The sequence below is a fragment of the Micromonospora sp. NPDC049201 genome, from assembly GCF_055586805.1.
Window position 1 is genome coordinate 140,904 of sequence record NZ_JBVJHM010000013.1, and the last position, 15,326, is coordinate 156,229.

13 protein-coding genes are annotated in these 15,326 nt (G+C 73.4%); 7 read left to right on the forward strand and 6 right to left on the reverse strand.

Annotated elements, in window-relative coordinates; translation table 11 throughout:
- The first annotated feature begins 113 nt into the window (after nt 1–113).
- Nucleotides 114–1,463, forward strand: a complete 1,350-nt coding sequence (locus ACZ6O5_RS26270) for an acyltransferase family protein (protein ID WP_465980387.1) — start codon at nt 114–116, stop codon at nt 1,461–1,463.
- Here the strand turns inward: ACZ6O5_RS26270 and ACZ6O5_RS26275 are convergent.
- The 3 genes from ACZ6O5_RS26275 to ACZ6O5_RS26285 all read right to left on the reverse strand — a co-directional run bounded on the left by ACZ6O5_RS26275 (nt 1,435) and on the right by ACZ6O5_RS26285 (nt 5,089).
- Nucleotides 1,435–2,925 carry a CoA-acylating methylmalonate-semialdehyde dehydrogenase gene (locus ACZ6O5_RS26275; RefSeq protein WP_465980388.1) on the reverse strand — a complete coding sequence of 497 codons (1,491 nt, stop codon included), beginning with the start codon at nt 2,923–2,925 and terminating at the stop codon, nt 1,435–1,437. The two genes, ACZ6O5_RS26270 and ACZ6O5_RS26275, sit on opposite strands and share 29 nt — an antisense overlap.
- Complete coding sequence (locus ACZ6O5_RS26280) at nt 2,922–4,220, reverse strand: aspartate aminotransferase family protein (RefSeq protein ID WP_465980389.1); 1,299 nt, start codon at nt 4,218–4,220, stop codon at nt 2,922–2,924. The genes ACZ6O5_RS26275 and ACZ6O5_RS26280 overlap by 4 nt, the downstream gene beginning before the upstream one ends.
- Before the next feature lie 182 nt (nt 4,221–4,402).
- Nucleotides 4,403–5,089 carry a Tat pathway signal sequence domain protein gene (locus tag ACZ6O5_RS26285; RefSeq protein ID WP_465980390.1) on the reverse strand — a complete coding sequence of 229 codons (687 nt, stop codon included), beginning with the start codon at nt 5,087–5,089 and terminating at the stop codon, nt 4,403–4,405.
- A 179-nt stretch (nt 5,090–5,268) separates the two neighbouring features.
- Between ACZ6O5_RS26285 and ACZ6O5_RS26290 the strand changes: the two genes are divergently transcribed.
- The 3 genes from ACZ6O5_RS26290 to ACZ6O5_RS26300 all read left to right on the forward strand — a co-directional run bounded on the left by ACZ6O5_RS26290 (nt 5,269) and on the right by ACZ6O5_RS26300 (nt 7,297).
- The gene (locus ACZ6O5_RS26290) at nt 5,269–6,012 is read left to right on the forward strand and encodes a TetR/AcrR family transcriptional regulator (protein WP_465980435.1); all 744 of its coding nucleotides are present in this window, start codon (nt 5,269–5,271) and stop codon (nt 6,010–6,012) included.
- A 176-nt stretch (nt 6,013–6,188) separates the two neighbouring features.
- Nucleotides 6,189–6,818 carry a DUF6230 family protein gene (locus ACZ6O5_RS26295; RefSeq protein ID WP_107156882.1) on the forward strand — a complete coding sequence of 210 codons (630 nt, stop codon included), beginning with the start codon at nt 6,189–6,191 and terminating at the stop codon, nt 6,816–6,818.
- A 2-nt stretch (nt 6,819–6,820) separates the two neighbouring features.
- Nucleotides 6,821–7,297 (forward strand): DUF6114 domain-containing protein, encoded by a 477-nt coding sequence (locus tag ACZ6O5_RS26300; RefSeq protein ID WP_465980391.1) that lies wholly within the window; start codon nt 6,821–6,823, stop codon nt 7,295–7,297.
- 57 nt (nt 7,298–7,354) lie between these two features.
- On the opposite strand, the gene ACZ6O5_RS26305 is transcribed toward ACZ6O5_RS26300, so the two are convergent.
- A complete protein-coding gene (locus tag ACZ6O5_RS26305) occupies nt 7,355–8,353 on the reverse strand; it encodes a hypothetical protein (protein WP_465980392.1) in 999 nt (332 codons plus the stop codon).
- Nucleotides 8,350–9,333: a hypothetical protein gene (locus tag ACZ6O5_RS26310; RefSeq protein WP_465980393.1), complete on the reverse strand. Its 984-nt coding sequence runs from the start codon at nt 9,331–9,333 to the stop codon at nt 8,350–8,352. Before ACZ6O5_RS26310 ends, ACZ6O5_RS26305 begins: the two co-directional genes overlap by 4 nt.
- A 315-nt stretch (nt 9,334–9,648) precedes the next feature.
- Between ACZ6O5_RS26310 and ACZ6O5_RS26315 the strand changes: the two genes are divergently transcribed.
- Genes ACZ6O5_RS26315 through ACZ6O5_RS26325 form a run of 3 tightly spaced genes read left to right on the forward strand, consistent with a single transcriptional unit; the run spans nt 9,649 to nt 13,960 of the window.
- Nucleotides 9,649–10,497, forward strand: coding sequence for an AAA family ATPase (locus ACZ6O5_RS26315; protein WP_465980394.1), 849 nt, complete (start codon nt 9,649–9,651; stop codon nt 10,495–10,497).
- Nucleotides 10,494–11,654 carry a vWA domain-containing protein gene (locus tag ACZ6O5_RS26320; protein WP_465980395.1) on the forward strand — a complete coding sequence of 387 codons (1,161 nt, stop codon included), beginning with the start codon at nt 10,494–10,496 and terminating at the stop codon, nt 11,652–11,654. The genes ACZ6O5_RS26315 and ACZ6O5_RS26320 overlap by 4 nt, the downstream gene beginning before the upstream one ends.
- Entirely contained in the window at nt 11,651–13,960 is a 2,310-nt protein-coding gene (locus ACZ6O5_RS26325; RefSeq protein WP_465980396.1) for a CHAT domain-containing protein, read from the forward strand. Before ACZ6O5_RS26320 ends, ACZ6O5_RS26325 begins: the two co-directional genes overlap by 4 nt.
- Here the strand turns inward: ACZ6O5_RS26325 and ACZ6O5_RS26330 are convergent.
- A complete protein-coding gene (locus tag ACZ6O5_RS26330) occupies nt 13,953–15,326 on the reverse strand; it encodes a hypothetical protein (protein ID WP_465980397.1) in 1,374 nt (457 codons plus the stop codon). The genes ACZ6O5_RS26325 and ACZ6O5_RS26330 overlap by 8 nt on opposite strands.

Consider the following 15,326-nt stretch of genomic DNA (forward strand, 5'->3'; position numbering starts at 1 on the left):
CACAGAGCACATTTTCGTTGAAGAATTTCTACGCCGACCCGGCGCGGACCACAAGACCTCATGGCCGATCCGTTATCCGTCCCGGCCGGAGCCGACTGGCATAGCCTGGGTCCATGCGCCGCCTGCGGCAGCTCGCCGAGCGCACGCCGCCGGGGCGGGAGCGCTACGTCGACCTGCTCCGGGCGCTGGCCATCACGATGGTCGTGCTCGGCCACTGGGGCGTGACCGCGATCGGGTACGACCACGGTCGCCCGGCCGGCCACTCGGCGCTCGCCGACCTGCCCTGGGCCTGGCCGCTGACCTGGCTGGCCCAGGTGATGCCGGTGTTCTTCCTGGTCGGCGGCTACGCCAACGCCGCCTCGCTGGCCGCCCGCCGCGGCCGGGGCGGGACCGCGTCCGGCTGGCTGGTGGACCGCAGCGCCCGGCTGGTCCCGCCGACCACCACGCTGCTGCTGGTGCTGGCCACCGGCGCGGCGGTCGCCTCGGCGCGCGGCGCCGACCCGGCGCAGGTCCGGACCGTGGTCTGGTTCGCCACCATCCCGCTCTGGTTCCTGGTCGCCTACTTCGTGGTGGTGGCGCTGACCCCGCCGATGACCGCGCTGCACCGCCGGTTCGGGCTGGCCGTGCCGGTGGTGCTGGTCGCGCTCGTCGCGCTCGGCGACCTCGGTCGGCTCCTCGGCCCGGCGGTCCTGGCCGACGGCAACTACCTGTTCGCCTGGCTGGCCGTGCACCAGCTCGGTTTCGCCTGGTTCGACGCGAGCCGGGCCGGTCCGCGCCGTCGCCGGCTGCCACTGGGCCGCCGGGCCGGCGGTACGCTGCTGGCGGTCGGGTTGGTCGCGCTGGTGCTGCTGACCGTGGTCGGGCCGTACCCGGTGGCGATGCTGCACGTGCCCGGCGAACGGCTGGACAACGCCGCGCCGCCGAGTCTGGCGCTGCTCGCCGCCGCCACCGCCCAGCTCGGGCTGATCCTGGTGCTGCGCCGCCCGGCCGGCCGTTGGCTGCGGCGGCCCGGCCCGTGGCAGGCGGTGATCGCGGTCAACGCGGTGGTGCTCACCGTCTTCCTGTGGCACCTGACCGCCGCGATCCTGCTGATCGGCCTGCTGGACGCGCTCGGCGTGCTGCCCACTCCCCCGGTCGGCTCGGCGGCCTGGTGGGGCTGGCGGGTGCCGTGGCTGCTCGCCCTGACCGTGGTGCTGGCCGCGCTGGTCGCCGTCTTCGGCCCGGTCGAGGCCCGCACCAGCCGCCCACCCCCGACCGGGCCGGCCGGCGACGGCGGCCGGCGGCTGCGCACCACGCTCGCCGTCATCGGGTACGCCGGGCTGGTCGCCGGCCTGCTGCTGAACAGCCTCGCGCCGAAGGCCGCGCCGGAGCCGCTCGGCCTGCCCGTCCCGGCGCTTGTCGCGTACCTGGCCGGGGCGGGCCTGCTGCGGCTGCTCAGGTCTGGGTGGGGAAGCCGAGGTTGACCCCGCCGTGGCGCGGGTCGAGCCAGCGGCTGGTGACCACCTTGCCCCGGGTGAAGAACGCCACCCCGTCGGCGCCGTGCGCGTGCAGGTCGCCGAAGAGCGACGCCTTCCAGCCGCCGAAGGAGTAGTACGCCATCGGCACCGGGATCGGCACGTTGATGCCCACCATGCCGGCCTCCACCTCGTGCTGGTAGCGCCGGGCCGCGCCGCCGTCGTTGGTGAAGATCGCGGTGCCGTTGCCGTACGGGCTGGCGTTGACCAGTTCCACCGCCTCGTCGTACGAGTCGACCCGCAGCACGCTCAGCAGCGGCCCGAAGATCTCGTCGGTGTAGATCGACATCTCCGGCGTGACGTGGTCGAACAGCGTCGGGCCGAGCCAGAAGCCGCCGGGTTCGCCGTCCGGGGTGACGTCCCGCCCGTCCACCACCGGCACCGCGCCGGCCGCGATCCCGGACTCCACGTAGCTGCGGACCCGCTCCGCGTGCGCGGCGGTGACAAGCGGCCCCATGTCGCAGCCGCGTCGGCCGTCCCCGGTGCGCAGCCGGCCCATCCGCGCGGCGATGCGGTCCACCAGCGCGTCGGCCACCGGCTCCACCGCGACCAGCGCGGAGATCGCCATGCACCGCTCCCCCGCCGAGCCGAAACCGGCGTTGACCGCGGCGTCGGCGGCCAGGTCCAGGTCGGCGTCGGGAAGCACCACCATGTGGTTCTTCGCCCCGCCCAGCGCCTGCACCCGCTTGCCGGACAGCGCGCCACGCTGGTGCACGTACCGGGCCACCGGGGTGGAGCCGACGAACGACACGGCCCGGACGCCGGGGTGGTCGAGCAGCGCGTCGACCGCCTCCTTGTCGCCGTTGACCACGTTGAACACCCCGTCGGGCAGGCCCGCCTCGGTGAACCACTCGGCCAGCAGCAGCGCCGCGCTCGGGTCCTTCTCGCTGGGCTTGAGCACCACCGCGTTGCCGCAGGCGATCGCCACCGGCACGAACCAGAGCGGCACCATCACCGGGAAGTTGAACGGGGAGATCACCGCGACCACGCCCAGCGGCTGCCGCAGGCTGTACGAGTCGACCTCGGTGGAGACGTTCTCGCTGAATCCGCCGCGCAGCGCCGGGGCGATGCCGCAGGCGTACTCGATCACCTCCAGGCCGCGCTGCACCTCGCCGGCGGCGTCCGCGAGCACCTTGCCGTGCTCGGCGGTGATCGCCTCGGCGAGCCGGTCCCGGCGGGCGTGCACCAGCTCCCGGACGGCGAACAGCACCGCCGTGCGCCGGGCCAGGGAGGCGTCCCGCCAGCCGCGGGCCGCGCGCTCGGCGGCCTGCACCGCGCCGGCCACGTCGGCGGTCCCGGCGAGCGCCACCCGACCGGTACGCCGGCCGGTGGCCGGGTCGAAGACGTCCCCGCGCCGCTCGGAGTCCCCGGTGGTCCGCTTGCCGTCGACGTAGTGCCCGAGGACGGTCATGCCGCCACCGCCACGCAGGTCCGGATCGCGTCGACCAGGATGGCCAGACCTTCGCGGGCCTCGTCCTCGGTCAGCGTCAGCGGCGGGCCCATCCGCACCACGTTGCCGTACAGGCCGCCCTTGCCGACCAACAGACCGCCGGCCCGGCACGCCTCGAAGACCCGGGTGGTCAGCTCCGGGTCCGACTCGACGGTGCCGGGGCGGACGAACTCGACGGCCAGCATGAGGCCCTTGCCGCGGACCTCGGCGACCCGGTCCAAGCCGGCGGTGGCGGCCCGCAGGCCGTCGGCGAGGATCGCGCCGACCCGGGCCGCGTTGGCCTGGAGGTCGTGGTCGAGCAGGTAGTCGAGCACCGCGTTGCCGGCGGCGGTGGAGACCGGGTTGCCGCCGAACGTGGAGAAGCTGATCGCCGGCACCGTCTCCAGCACCTCGGCCCGACCCACCACGCCGGCCAGCGCGAAGCCGTTGCCGATGCCCTTGGCGAAGGTGAGCAGGTCCGGCGTGACGCCGTGCGCCTGGTAGCCCCAGAAGTGCTCGCCGGTGCGTCCCCAGCCGGTCTGCACCTCGTCGCTGACCAGCAGGATGCCGTGCTCGTCGAGCACCTTCTTCCAGGCCGCGAAGAGCCCGTCCGGGGCGTAGGTGAAGCCGCCGACGCCCTGGATCGGCTCGGCGATCAGGCAGGCCACGTCGCCGGCGGTCTGGGTGGCGAGCACCTCGCGCAGGTCCTCGACCGCGGCGTCCACCCGGTCGGCGGCGTCGAGCCGGGCCAGCAGGCCGCGCAGCCGCTCGCCGGAGTGCAGCCAGGCCACCTGCAACGGGTTGAGCGCGCTTGCCGTCCAGCCGCGGTTGCCGGTGACGCCCATGGTCGCGTACGACCGGCCGTGGTAGCTGTTGCGCACCGCGAGGATCTGGTGCGAGCGGCGGTGGTTGGTGGCGACCAGCAGCGCCGCCTCGTTCGCCTCGGTGCCGGAGTTGGTGAAGAAGACGCGGGCGTCCGGGATGCCGGAGAGCCGGGCGATCTTCTCGGCCAGGTCGACCTGCTGCCGGATCAGGTAGAGCGTGGAGCTGTGCACCAGGCCGGTGCGCAGTTGCCGCTCCACCGCCTCGCGGATCTCCGGGATGTCGTAGCCGATCATGTTGGTCAGCACGCCGCCGAAGAAGTCCAGGTAGCTGCGGCCGGCCGAGTCGGTCACCCGGCGGCCGGAGCCGGCGACCAGTTCGAGTGGTTCCGCGTAGTAGAGCGGCATCCAGGACGGGAGCACGGCCCGGTGCCGGGCCAGCAGGTCGTCGGTCATCGGGCGCACCCTTCAGCGGCGGGTCTGGTTCCCGCACGCTGCCACCGCGCCGGGGCCGGGACAACTGGCACTGTGTCGCGCGACGACCCCGCCCACCTGACACCACGTACCCGATCGGGTCGGCGCACGGCGGGGGGCCGGTGCACGGCGAACCGCCGCGCACCGGCCCGGGGGCCGGGTGGTCAGTTGACGAAGACCGCCGGGCTGCCGGTCTTGCTGGTGTCCCGCACCGGCGAGTACGTCGCGGTGAAGTACGCGGTGCCGAAGCAGAGCGACGGGCCGGAGAACTTGGTCAGGGTCTGGTTGGTGAACGCGATCGAGTTGGTGGCGTTGGCCGCCACGCCGGTGAGCGTGTTGGTGCTGGTCCGGTAGACGCAGGTGATCGGGCCGAGCAGCGAGTTCAGCACCACGGTGCTCTGGATCGGCGCGGTCGCGGTGCCGGAGATCTTCACCACGCCGCCGCTGGTGACCGACGTGGTGTACGGCAGGTTGTTGACGGTCACGCTCTGCACGCCGGTGGTGCCGAAGATGTTGCTGGTGCAGCTCGTGAACGACTGCGCGGTGAGGCTCTCGGTGGCGGTGCCGGGAGCGGTCGGGTTGCTCAGCACCTTGGCGCTGAACGTGGACGCGGCGCACTTGACGCCGGTGGTGCCGCTGGCCGAGGAGTAGAAGGTCGCGTTGGTGCCGGTCTTCAGGCTGGCCTGGATGACGTCGTTGACCGACACGGCGGTGCCGGCCGCGGTGGGGTAGGTCAGCACGGCGCTGGCCAGCGAGGTGGAGGGGGCGGCGGTGGCGGGGGTGGCGCCGACCAGACCGGTCAGCAGCGCCAGGGCGGCGAGGCCCGCGCCGATGCGTCCGTACCTGGGCATGGTGGTTCCTTCCGGCAGTGGGACGGGGGTGGTGGTGGAGCCGGACGGCGATAATGACGCCGTTCGAGCCCTTCCGTGGTGATCACCAATGGTGACGGGCTATGAACTGAGCGTGTCGAAAGTTATAAACCTCAGAGGGTCGTAAAGTCAACGCATCAAGGAAGGCCGATATCTTGACCATGCAGAGCCCGCCGCCGCCGGCCCCGCTGCCGGGTGCCCGGCACGGCCGCGACCCGGACCGCGCCATCAAGCGCGGGCCCCGGCGGGTACCGGCCGAGGAGGTGGCCGCGACCCAGCGCGACCGCCTCTTCGACGGGCTGGTCCGCGAGGTCGCCACCCGGGGGTACGACAACGCCCGGGTCACCGACATCTGCCATGCCGCAGGCGTCACCCGGCCGGCCTTCTACGCGCTGTTCAGCGGCAAGCAGGACGCGTTCCTCGCCACCTACCGGCACGGCATCGCGGTGGTCTCGCAACTCATGGAGACCGCCTACGCCGACGCCGGGCCGGCCTGGCCGGACGCCGCCCGGGCCGCGCTGCGCACCCTGCTCGACGTGCTGGCCAGCGTGCCCGCGTTCGCCCGGATGGCACTGGTCGAGGTGGATGCCGCCGGCCCGGACGCCCGCCGGGAACGCGACGTGCTGCTGCACAGCTTCCGCCGGTTCTTCGCCGACGCCGGACCGGGGCCGGCGGTCGCCGGGGTGGACCGGGACGTGCTGGTGTCCACCGTGGTCGGCGGCATCCACGCCACCATCCGCGCCCGGGTGGCGCAGGGGCGGGCCGAGGAGCTGCCGCTGCTGCTGCCGGTGCTCACGTACGCGGCCACCGCGCCGTTCCTCGGCCCCGAGGGCGCGCGCCGGGCCACCCGGCGCGCCGGCCCGGGCGACGGCCCGAGCACGACCGCGCCGTGCGCGGCCGACTGACGATCCGGTGAGAAACCGCTGCGGTTTTTCACTTTGGCCGCATTTGGCACATGCCGGCGAACTCTCTGTTGACCGCCACTTTACTCAGCGGTAACTTCGGCCTGCGCCCCTGGCGCGAAATCCTGCGAAGCCAATTCACATCGTCGCAAATGAATTGATCTCGAAAGGAAGCCGCCATGTCGGAGCAGACCGCACCGATCGAGCCCGGCCAGCCGAGCAGCGGCGTACGCTGGCGCCGCTTCGCCGTCACGCTCGGCGCCGTCGCGGCCGGCGCCGCCGGCATGGTCGTGCTGACCGCGCAGGGCGTGCTCGGCGCGCAGTTCGCCATCTCCGGCATGCCGTTCACCGTCACCGCCGACAAACTCGAAGGCACCGGCTTCGAGCAGTTCGCCACGCTCGACCAGATGATCCCGGACAGCCCCAACCAGGGCGACACCGGCGGCCAGGTGGTGGTGATCGTGTCGGCCATCGACAAGGCCGAACTGACCAACCTCTGCCAGAGCATCAGCCTGGGCGGAATCAACCTGCGGATCACCGCGGGCGGCTCCGGCAAGCCGGTCTCCGCCCGCACGCTCGTCGTCGACGGCGACGAGGTCGCCGGCAACGCCTCGTTCCGCAACATCAACGTCGGGCAGGACGCCAGCACCGTCGACCAGGTCCCCGGCGTGAAGGGCAACCCCGGCGTCTTCGCCCAGCAGGCCGACTCGGTGACCATCACCAACCTGCGGCAGAACAACTACGCCACCACCGCCGCGGTCTTCACGCTGCCCAACCTGCACATGGGCTTCAGCTCCGACGGGTGCTGACGATGACCGTCGGACAGCACGCGGCGCCGGCCGCCCGCCCCGGCGGGCGCTGGCGCCGCTGGCGGCGGGCCCGCCCGTTCACCGCCGGCCTGCTCATCGCGCTCGGCGGTATCGAGATGCTGGTGACGCTGCGCGCGCCGCTCGGGGTGCTGCTGCACGTCGGGCCGCAGGGGCTGGCCGCCTACCTGGTCCCGGCGATCCTCGTGCTCTGCGGGGCGCTGCTGATCGCCACCCCGCAGCAACGCGTCTTCTACGCGCTGCTGTCGCTGCTGCTCGGGCTGGTCTCCTGGCTCACCTCGAACCTCGGCGGGTTCGTCATCGGCATGCTGCTGGCGCTGGTCGGCGGCGCGCTCGCGTTCGCCTGGACGCCGGACAAGCAGCGGGCCGGGAGCGCCCCGCCGGTCACCGCGCCACCACCACCCGCGCCCCGGGAGCCGGCCGACGACCCGACGGACGTCGTCCCGCTGGACCGGGGCTGACCGCGCCTCGTGACGGGCCCGACCGAGACGGGCCGGCCGAGACGGCGCCGGTCACGCTCAGGCGACCGCCTGGTACAACACCCGCATGGACCGGATGGCGGACCGGACCTCCTGAAGGATCGCGGAGGTCGCCGGCGGCGGGACCCAGGGATCGTCGCCGCTGTCGAAGCCCACCGTCTCCACCGCACAGCCGTACCGCAGGCCCAGCAGCCGGACCGCGTCACAGTGCTGGAACGGCACGAAGATGTCGGTCGTGACCACCAGCAGCCGCGCGCCGACCGACGCCGGCCGCACCAGCTCCGCCCAGCCGACCAACGTGTCCGCCGTGTTGGCCCGCTCCCCCGGCCGGGTCGACGGTGCGGCCAGCACGTGCACCGGCGGGTCCACGTCCCGGTGGGACCGGACCCACCAGTGCTGGCCGGCCCCGGTCGTGCCGGAGCGCCGCTCGGCGGCGGGCGCCGCGCCGAAGGCGTGCCGCAGCGCCTCGTCGACCGCGTCGCCCTCGGTCGCGACGGCGCCCAGCCCGAGCCCGGCGGCGACCACGTTCTGCTCCGGAATCGGCCGCAGGCTGCCCAGCCCCGCGACCGAGCCGGTGCGGACCCCCCGGCGCAGGATCGTGGCGGCCAGATGCGCGCGGGCCATCATGGTGCGGACGCCACCACCGAGCACCAGGACGTGGTCGAACGACCGGTGCCGCGGCGTCACCCGGCCGGCCAGACCCAACGACCTCGCCGCCGACCGGATGCGCGCGTCGGTGTCGGCGGCGAAGCTCTCCCCCACCACCTGGTGGCGCTCCAGCCGCCCCTTGCGGTGGTCCCACCGGGCGGAGAACTCCTCCAGCGCGTCCAGCCGGTCGCCGAGCGGACCGACCGGCCGCGGTCCGCCACCGAACTCGGCCAGCAGCGCGGCCATGGCCGGTGAGTCCACCCAGGAGGCGATCCCCTCGGCGATCCCGGCCCGGTCCGGTGGACCGGAGCCGACGCCGGCCCCGTCCGCCCGGCCCGCCGGCGGCCCGGTGGTGGGCAACGGCACCGCGGCGAAGACCGTCGCCGTCACGCGGCCAGACTCCCGGCCAGCGCCCGGTGCAGCCGCTGCATCGACAGGATCCCGGACCGGATCTCCTGGAGGTAGCGGTCGGGGTTGGTGGCGTCCGGCGCGAGCGGCACGGTGGCCCGCGCCGGATCGAACCCGACCGTGTCGATCCCGCAGCCGTGGCGGGCCGCCAGCATGCGGATCGCGTCGCTGTGCTGGAACGGCACGTAGATCGGCGAGGTGACGACGAGGATCCGGTCCGACGGGCGGAGCCGGGAGCGCCGGGCCCAGAAGTCGTACGTGTCGGGGGTGTTGGCGCGACGCAGCTCGGGCTCGCTGGACGGCGCGGCGAGCACCTGCACCGGCGGACCGTCGGCGGGGCGGTAGGTGCGCACCCGCCAGGACCGGTGCGTCACGGCCCCCTCGGAGGACTCGTCGCGCGCCGGCTCGGTGAGCCCGAACGCGTGGCGCGCGCCGACGTCCATCGCGTCCATCTCGAACCGACCGTCGGCCAGGCCGGGCAGCGTGGTCTCCGGCTCGGTGAGCGGTCGGAAACTGCCCAGCGCCGCCACCTCGCCGACGGCGACGACACCGTCGCGGACGAGCCGGGCAGCGTACTCGGTGCGTTGCAGGCAGGCCCGCCCGAGACCACCCAGGACGAGCAGGTGGTCGTACGCCGCGCGGGGCGGGTCGACCGGCTCGACGAGACGCAGGGCGGTCGCCGCGGCGAGCACGAGCGCCGCCCGGGCCGGCTCGAACGTCGGCGCGGTCACCTGGTCGCGCTCGACGTTGCCCCGCTTGCGGAAGTCCCAGTGCCGGTCGGAGAACGCGTCCAGCCACTCCAGCAGCTCGCCCACGCCGGCCGACGGCAGGGCGTCGCCGTACTCCTCGACCAACGCCCGCATCGGCGGCGACGAGATCCAGGCGAGAATCTGCTCGGCCGTCGCCTGCGGACGGAAGTTCGGCTCGCAAGTCGGAAGGGCGACAGCGTCGAAACTGACCATGTTTCTCCTTCGCGGAACTCGTCGCGGACGGGCCGAGAAGTCGCGACCGCGCCTCGCACTCTAGACGACAACGACGTCCGTCGGTCGCTGGCGCTCCCGGCGTCGGACCATGCATCGTGGCCGGTCAACAGGGATCCGACCGCACGTCGCCCGGCCGGCCCCACCGTATTCGCGACACCTGCGGAACCGATCGGGACGACCCGCCCGGCGGGCCGGTCGGCACGTGTCGTGGCACACCCGCTCGGTCGACCGGTAACGGCGGCTCACCCGTTCATAGGATCGACAGGCGTGCGGCCCCGGGCCGAACCTCGACCGATGCCGAACGCTTCCTTCTCCACCCCGGAACGGATCGCGGAGGAACTCGCGAGGTTGAACTACCTGGCCGATCCCGGACTCGCCGCGGCGGTCTTCCTCGCGATGAAACTCAAGCTGCCGCTGTTCCTCGAAGGCGACCCGGGCGTGGGAAAGACGGTGCTGGCCAGGAAGATCGCCGAGCTGCTCGGCGTCACCCCGATCCGGTTGCAGTGCCACAGCGGCATCGACCGGTCCCAGGCGCTCTACGAGTGGGACTTCACCCGCCAACTGCTGCATCTGCGCGGCACCCCGGACGGCGAGTCGATCTACCGCAAGGAGTTCCTGATCCCCCGGCCCATTCTGCGGGCCGTGCAGCAACGTCCGTCGGTGTTGCTCATCGACGAGATCGACCGGGCCGACGACGAGTTCGAGGCCTTCCTGCTGGAGGTCCTCGAAGGCGAGACGCTCACCATTCCCGACTACCAGACCATCACGATCGACGAGCCGCCGTTCGTGGTCCTCACCTCCAACGGCACCCGGGAGGTGCACGGCGCCCTCAAACGACGGTGCGTCTACCACTGGGTCGACCATCCGGCCGAAGCGGACGAGGCGGAGATCATCCGGCGCAACGTGCCGGAGGTGGCGGACACGCCGTTGGCCGCGCAGATCGCGGCCGCCATGGCCAAGCTGCGGCAACTGTCGCTGGTGCGACCGCCCGGGGTCGCCGAGTCGATCGCCTTCGCCCGGGCTGCCGCGGCGCTCGGCCGGCGCACCGTCGCCGAGGCCGCCGACGACGCGCTCGGGGTGCTGGTGAAGCAGCGCGAGGACCAGGAGACCGTCCGCGAGGTCCTGCGCGCGGAGGCCCCGTGACGTCGGACGACGACCCGGTCCGCGACCTGGTCGGGTTCGCCGGTCGGCTCCGCGCCGACGGGCTCCGCGTCGAGGTGGCGCGGGTGACCACCGCGATGCGCGCGCTCGGCGCGTACGAGCGGCTCGACCGGGACGCCGTCTACTGGGCGACCCGGTTGACGTTGTGCTCGCGCCGCGAGGACCTGCCCGTCTTCGACGCCGCGTTCGCCGCCTGGTTCGGGCCGGCGGCGTCCACCGGGCCGGGTGCCTCCACGCTGCCCGGCCCCGCGCGGGTCCGCCCGGCGACGGTCGAGGAGCCGGGTCGGGACGACACCGCCGACCCGGGATCGGCCCGGTCCCGGGCCGGCTCCGGCGAGCGGCTGGCAACCGCCCCACCGTGGACGTTGAGCGCCGCCGACCGCGCCGAACTGGCGTCCTTCGTCGCGGCGTTCGCCACGTCGGTTCCGCTGCGCCGCACGATGCGCCGTGCCTCCGGCGGGCGGCGGCACGTCGACGTGTCCCGCACCGCGCGGACGATGATGCGCACCGCGGGTGAGCCGACCCGGCTGTGGTACCGCCGTCGCCTCCACGCGCGACGTCGCCTGGTCCTGCTGCTCGACCTCAGCTACTCGATGCGGGCGTACCGCGCTCTGCTGCTGCGGTTCGGGTACGCGGCGGTCGCCGCCGCACCGCTGACCACCGAGGTGTTCACCATCGGCACCCGGCTCGACCGGATCACCCGGGAGCTGCGGTCCCGCGATCCGCAGGCGGCGATGCACGCGCTGGCCGCCCGCCGCACGGACTGGGACGCCGGCACCCGGCTCGGGAGCGCCGTCACCGCCTTCGGCCGGGTGTGGGGCGGCCACCGCATCGTGCGCTCAGCGCACCTGGTGATCGTCTCCGACGGGTGGGAGCTGGCCGATCCGACGCCCCTGGTGGCCCAGGTCAGCCGACTGTCCCGGCTGGCCCACACGGTGGTCTGGGGACACCCGAAGGCCGGCGATCCCGGGTTCACCCCGTACGCGCCGGCGCTGGTGGGCAGCCTGCCGTACGTCCACCTGGTCGCCACGCCCGACGCGGCGGCCCTGCGCACCCTCGCCGGCATGCTGGCCTGTCCGAACTGCGGGCCGCGCTGCCGACGTCATCGCGACCACCGGAAGTGGAGTGTCCCGACGTGACCCAGGCCCTCGCCGACGCGGTACGCCGCGCCCTGGCCCGCGACACCATGCTGCGGCTCGCCCACGACGCCGAGCAGGCGTTGGTCATCGTGCGCAAGGACGACCACAAGGCCCGGGTGTTCGACAACGAGGAGGCGTTGCTCCGGATCGCGGTCGAGCGGTACCTGGTGGAGGCGACCACCCGCCGCGAATGGACGGGACAGGTCGACCACGACTGGTCCTTCCGCAGCGACGGCAACGCGAACGCGGCCACCATCCTGCGGTTCTGCGCCTACCTGGGTCATCCGCTGGCCGCGACGCCCGCCGTCGAGGAGCTGTACGGGACGGCGCTCGCCGAGATCCGTCCGGCCGACGGGCCGGTGCGCGACAGGTGGACCGAGGTCACCGTGACCTACCGGCTGATCCGCAGCCTCCGGGCGTCGGGGCGGCCCGCGGACGCGTTGGCCCTGGCGGCGGCCCTGGACCGCGAGTTCTTCTTCGCCAGCGGCGCGGAGCCGTGCGCCGGCGACGTCGACTTCGAGACCGGCGCCTGCCTGCTGGAGCTGGGCCAGGCCGCCGAGGTGCACAGCGCGCTCGGCGAGCTGGCCCAGAGCTACTGGGAGTCGACCGAGGCCAGCTCCTACTCGACCCGGCACCGCTACGGCTTCATCCTGGCGCTGGCCGACCAGGCCGCCGGCGACACCGACGAAGCCGTCACCCGGATGACCGCGGCGCTGGCGCATCTGGAGGAGTTCCGGATCGCCGACCCCCAGCACGACGTCTACGAGTTGTCGCTGGCGCTCACGCTCGCCGAGCTGCTCGCGCTGACCGGGCACGGGAACGATCGCGCGGTCGGGCTCGCGGGGCGGGCGCTGACGGTCGCCGAGGGGATCCGCAGCCGATGGGGGGTGATCTCCCGGGCCCGTACCCCGTTGTCGACGGCGTTCCGCCGGGTCTACGGCGACATCGCGCTGCTGGCCGCGGCCCTGCCCGGTCCGGCCGCCGCCGAGCTGGGGCTGCGCATGTGCCTGGCGGCCAAGCAGACCGGGCTGGCCGCGCAGATGCGGGCCGAGGTGTCGTTGCTGCCCAACCAGCTTCAGGGCCTGATCGACGACGTGCTGAAGGCCGAACGGGACGACCCCCTCGACCACCGGGCGGACGCGGGTGCGGTGCAGGTTCAGCGGGAGGAGCAGAACCGGGAGATCGACGCCCTGCACCGGCGGATCGAGAAGCGGGTGAACCCGATCTTCGCGGAGATGACGCTGCCCACCCCGACGGACCTGACCACCCTGCGCCGCGCGTTGGACGACAGGTACGCGCTCGACTTCGCCGCCCTGCCGGACAGCCTCGCCACGGGGACGAACTGGTTCCGCGCGCTGATCACCCCGGGCGACGGTGTCTTCTTCGAACGGTTCACCCCGGGTGCGCAGCTCGCCGCCTACGTCGCCGGTCGACGGGCCCGGGACCCGCAGGCGCCGATCGACCTCGACCTGGGTGACCCGGACTGGCACCGGCTGGCCCTCGACCTGCTCCCCGCCGAGCTGCGCGGCCGGCTCAACGTGGTGGCCGGGGACCCACTGGAACTGGTGATCTCGGCGCACCAGGAGCTGTGCCTGGTGCCCTGGGCGGCGCTGGTGCTCGACAGCGGGGGCACCCGGCTGGTGCGCCGGGCCGTGCTCACCCACACCCCGGTGCTGACCTGCCTGTCCGGCTCGCCGCCCCCGGTGGTCACCGGCCCGGCGCTGGTCCGGCTGGTGCCGCTGGCCCACGACGGCCCGTCGGACAACCTGGAACGCAGAGCCTGGAACCTGAACCGGGGGGACGTCCCGCTGAGCCGCTGCCCGTTCGACGACCAGGAACCGACGGCCCACGCGTCCCCGCGGATCAGCGTGGCCCTCCGCCGGGGAACGGAGTGCGGACTGCTCCACGTCAAGGCGCACGGCACCGGCCACGGCCTCGGGCAGCACCTGATCCTGCCGGAGGAGACCGACACCGGGGCGCAGTTGTCCGCCGCGTACGCGTTGGCCCTGCGCTGGCCGGCGTCGACGCTGATGGTGTCCTGTCAGGTCGGCGCGGTGACCAACGTGGCGGACATCGAGCCGGTCGGCCTCGTGGTGGCGGTGCTGGCCGGAGGGGGGCGGTCCGTCGCCGCCGCGATCGAGGAGGTGGCGAAACTCCCGGCCAGCCGGATGGCCGCCCATCTCGTGGGGCTCGTCCGGCGGTCCGGGATCCGCCTGGACCACGCGCTCCGGCTCGCCCAACTGCACTACCTGCGGTTGGGCGAGCCGGTGGCGAACTGGGCGCTGTTCAACGCCTACATCAGATAGGGCGGGTCCGGTTCACCGGCCGGCCCAGCACGGCCGACACCCGCCCGGCCCGGCCCGGCTCGTTGGCGTACTTGTCGAGGATGAACCAGCGTGCGCGCCACGCGCGGTAGCCGGGCCGGCCGCCGAACGCGACGCGGCACTCCTCGACGCCGTCGAAGAAGTTGGGCATGACCGAGCCGCCGAACCCGCGCAGGTGGCTGCGCTGCGCCTCGCGGCCCTTCGCGTCGGTGACCGGCTCCGTCAGCCAGGCGGACATGGCTTCCACGGCGTCGTCGTCGAGCACCTCGTGCGCGAGGCACGGCGCGAAGGACAGCGTGCTGGGCAGTCGGTGGCCCGGCATCAGCAGCCCGGCGGCCAACCGGATCTGCACCACGGCGAGCCGGAGGCCGTGCCGCAACTCCTGCGGCTCGCCCCCGCTGGTCAGGATCGGCCTCTCGATCTTGGAGTACGCGTGGTCGAAGCGGGCCGCCAGGGCCTTCCGACTGTCGTCCCAGGACTCGTCGTCGCCGAGCGGGAAGTAGCCGAGCCGCTGCATCTCCGGATACAACCCCAGCATCAGCAGGATGGCCCGGGCGGTCATGATGCCCGGGTTGACGAAGCTGGTGGGCAGCGCCAGCCGCTCCTTCGTCGGCCTGTCGACGAAGCCGTGCTCCGCGACGCGCTCGGCCGCCGTGAGCGCCTCCTCGCCCCGGGTCGCGCCCTCCGCCAGATCACTGAAGATCATCTGTACGCGTTCCTCGCGGCGCTGCCGGTCCGCGTCGTCACCCTCGGCCGCGAACTCCTCCGCCCACCTGTCGATCACCCGCTCGGCGATCCGGCACGCGGTCCCGGTCTCCGCCAGCACCAACTGGAGCAGCATCTCGTCGTAGTGCAGCTCGAACCCGGCGAACGGGGAGGGGACGTTCTTCGGATCCCGGTGGTAGGAGAGACAACTGGCGTGCCGGTTGCGGGCCTTCTGGTGAAAGGACTGCGCGCGGTCGTAGGACGCCTGCGTGTCCTCCTTCGACTCGGCGAGCGCCAACGACCGCAACGCGCCCAACGACCGCGGGGCGTACTCCGGCCACGGCAGGTCGAGGGCGGCGTTCGCGATCCGCAGGATCCACTCGTGATTCCTGTCCCGGTCGCCGTCGCTCCCCCGCCGGTTCGGGATCCGCTCCAGCGCCGACCAGGTCGCCTCGTACATCAGCCAGCCCATCAGCGGCAACAGCTCGGCGACGTCGTCGGGCGGCACCTGGGTACGCGGGTCACGGTCGTACGCCACCACGTCGGCCTCGATGGCGGCCACCAGGTCGTCGTCGCAGGTGATCTCGCCCCGGCGCAGGGCAAGGCAGCGTTCCTCGAGGCGCTCGGCGCTCATCACGGTCAC

What these genes read in the sequence shown, in the direction of transcription:
- ACZ6O5_RS26315 (WP_465980394.1), top strand. Translation starts at nt 9,649, where the DNA reads ATGCCGAACGCTTCCTTCTCCACCCCGGAACGGATCGCGGAGGAACTC.
- ACZ6O5_RS26295 (WP_107156882.1), top strand. Translation starts at nt 6,189, where the DNA reads ATGTCGGAGCAGACCGCACCGATCGAGCCCGGCCAGCCGAGCAGCGGC.
- ACZ6O5_RS26275 (WP_465980388.1), bottom strand. Translation starts at nt 2,925, where the DNA reads ATGACCGTCCTCGGGCACTACGTCGACGGCAAGCGGACCACCGGGGAC.
- ACZ6O5_RS26270 (WP_465980387.1), top strand. Translation starts at nt 114, where the DNA reads ATGCGCCGCCTGCGGCAGCTCGCCGAGCGCACGCCGCCGGGGCGGGAG.
- ACZ6O5_RS26280 (WP_465980389.1), bottom strand. Translation starts at nt 4,220, where the DNA reads ATGACCGACGACCTGCTGGCCCGGCACCGGGCCGTGCTCCCGTCCTGG.
- ACZ6O5_RS26285 (WP_465980390.1), bottom strand. Translation starts at nt 5,089, where the DNA reads ATGCCCAGGTACGGACGCATCGGCGCGGGCCTCGCCGCCCTGGCGCTG.
- ACZ6O5_RS26290 (WP_465980435.1), top strand. Translation starts at nt 5,269, where the DNA reads ATGCAGAGCCCGCCGCCGCCGGCCCCGCTGCCGGGTGCCCGGCACGGC.
- ACZ6O5_RS26310 (WP_465980393.1), bottom strand. Translation starts at nt 9,333, where the DNA reads ATGGTCAGTTTCGACGCTGTCGCCCTTCCGACTTGCGAGCCGAACTTC.
- ACZ6O5_RS26300 (WP_465980391.1), top strand. Translation starts at nt 6,821, where the DNA reads ATGACCGTCGGACAGCACGCGGCGCCGGCCGCCCGCCCCGGCGGGCGC.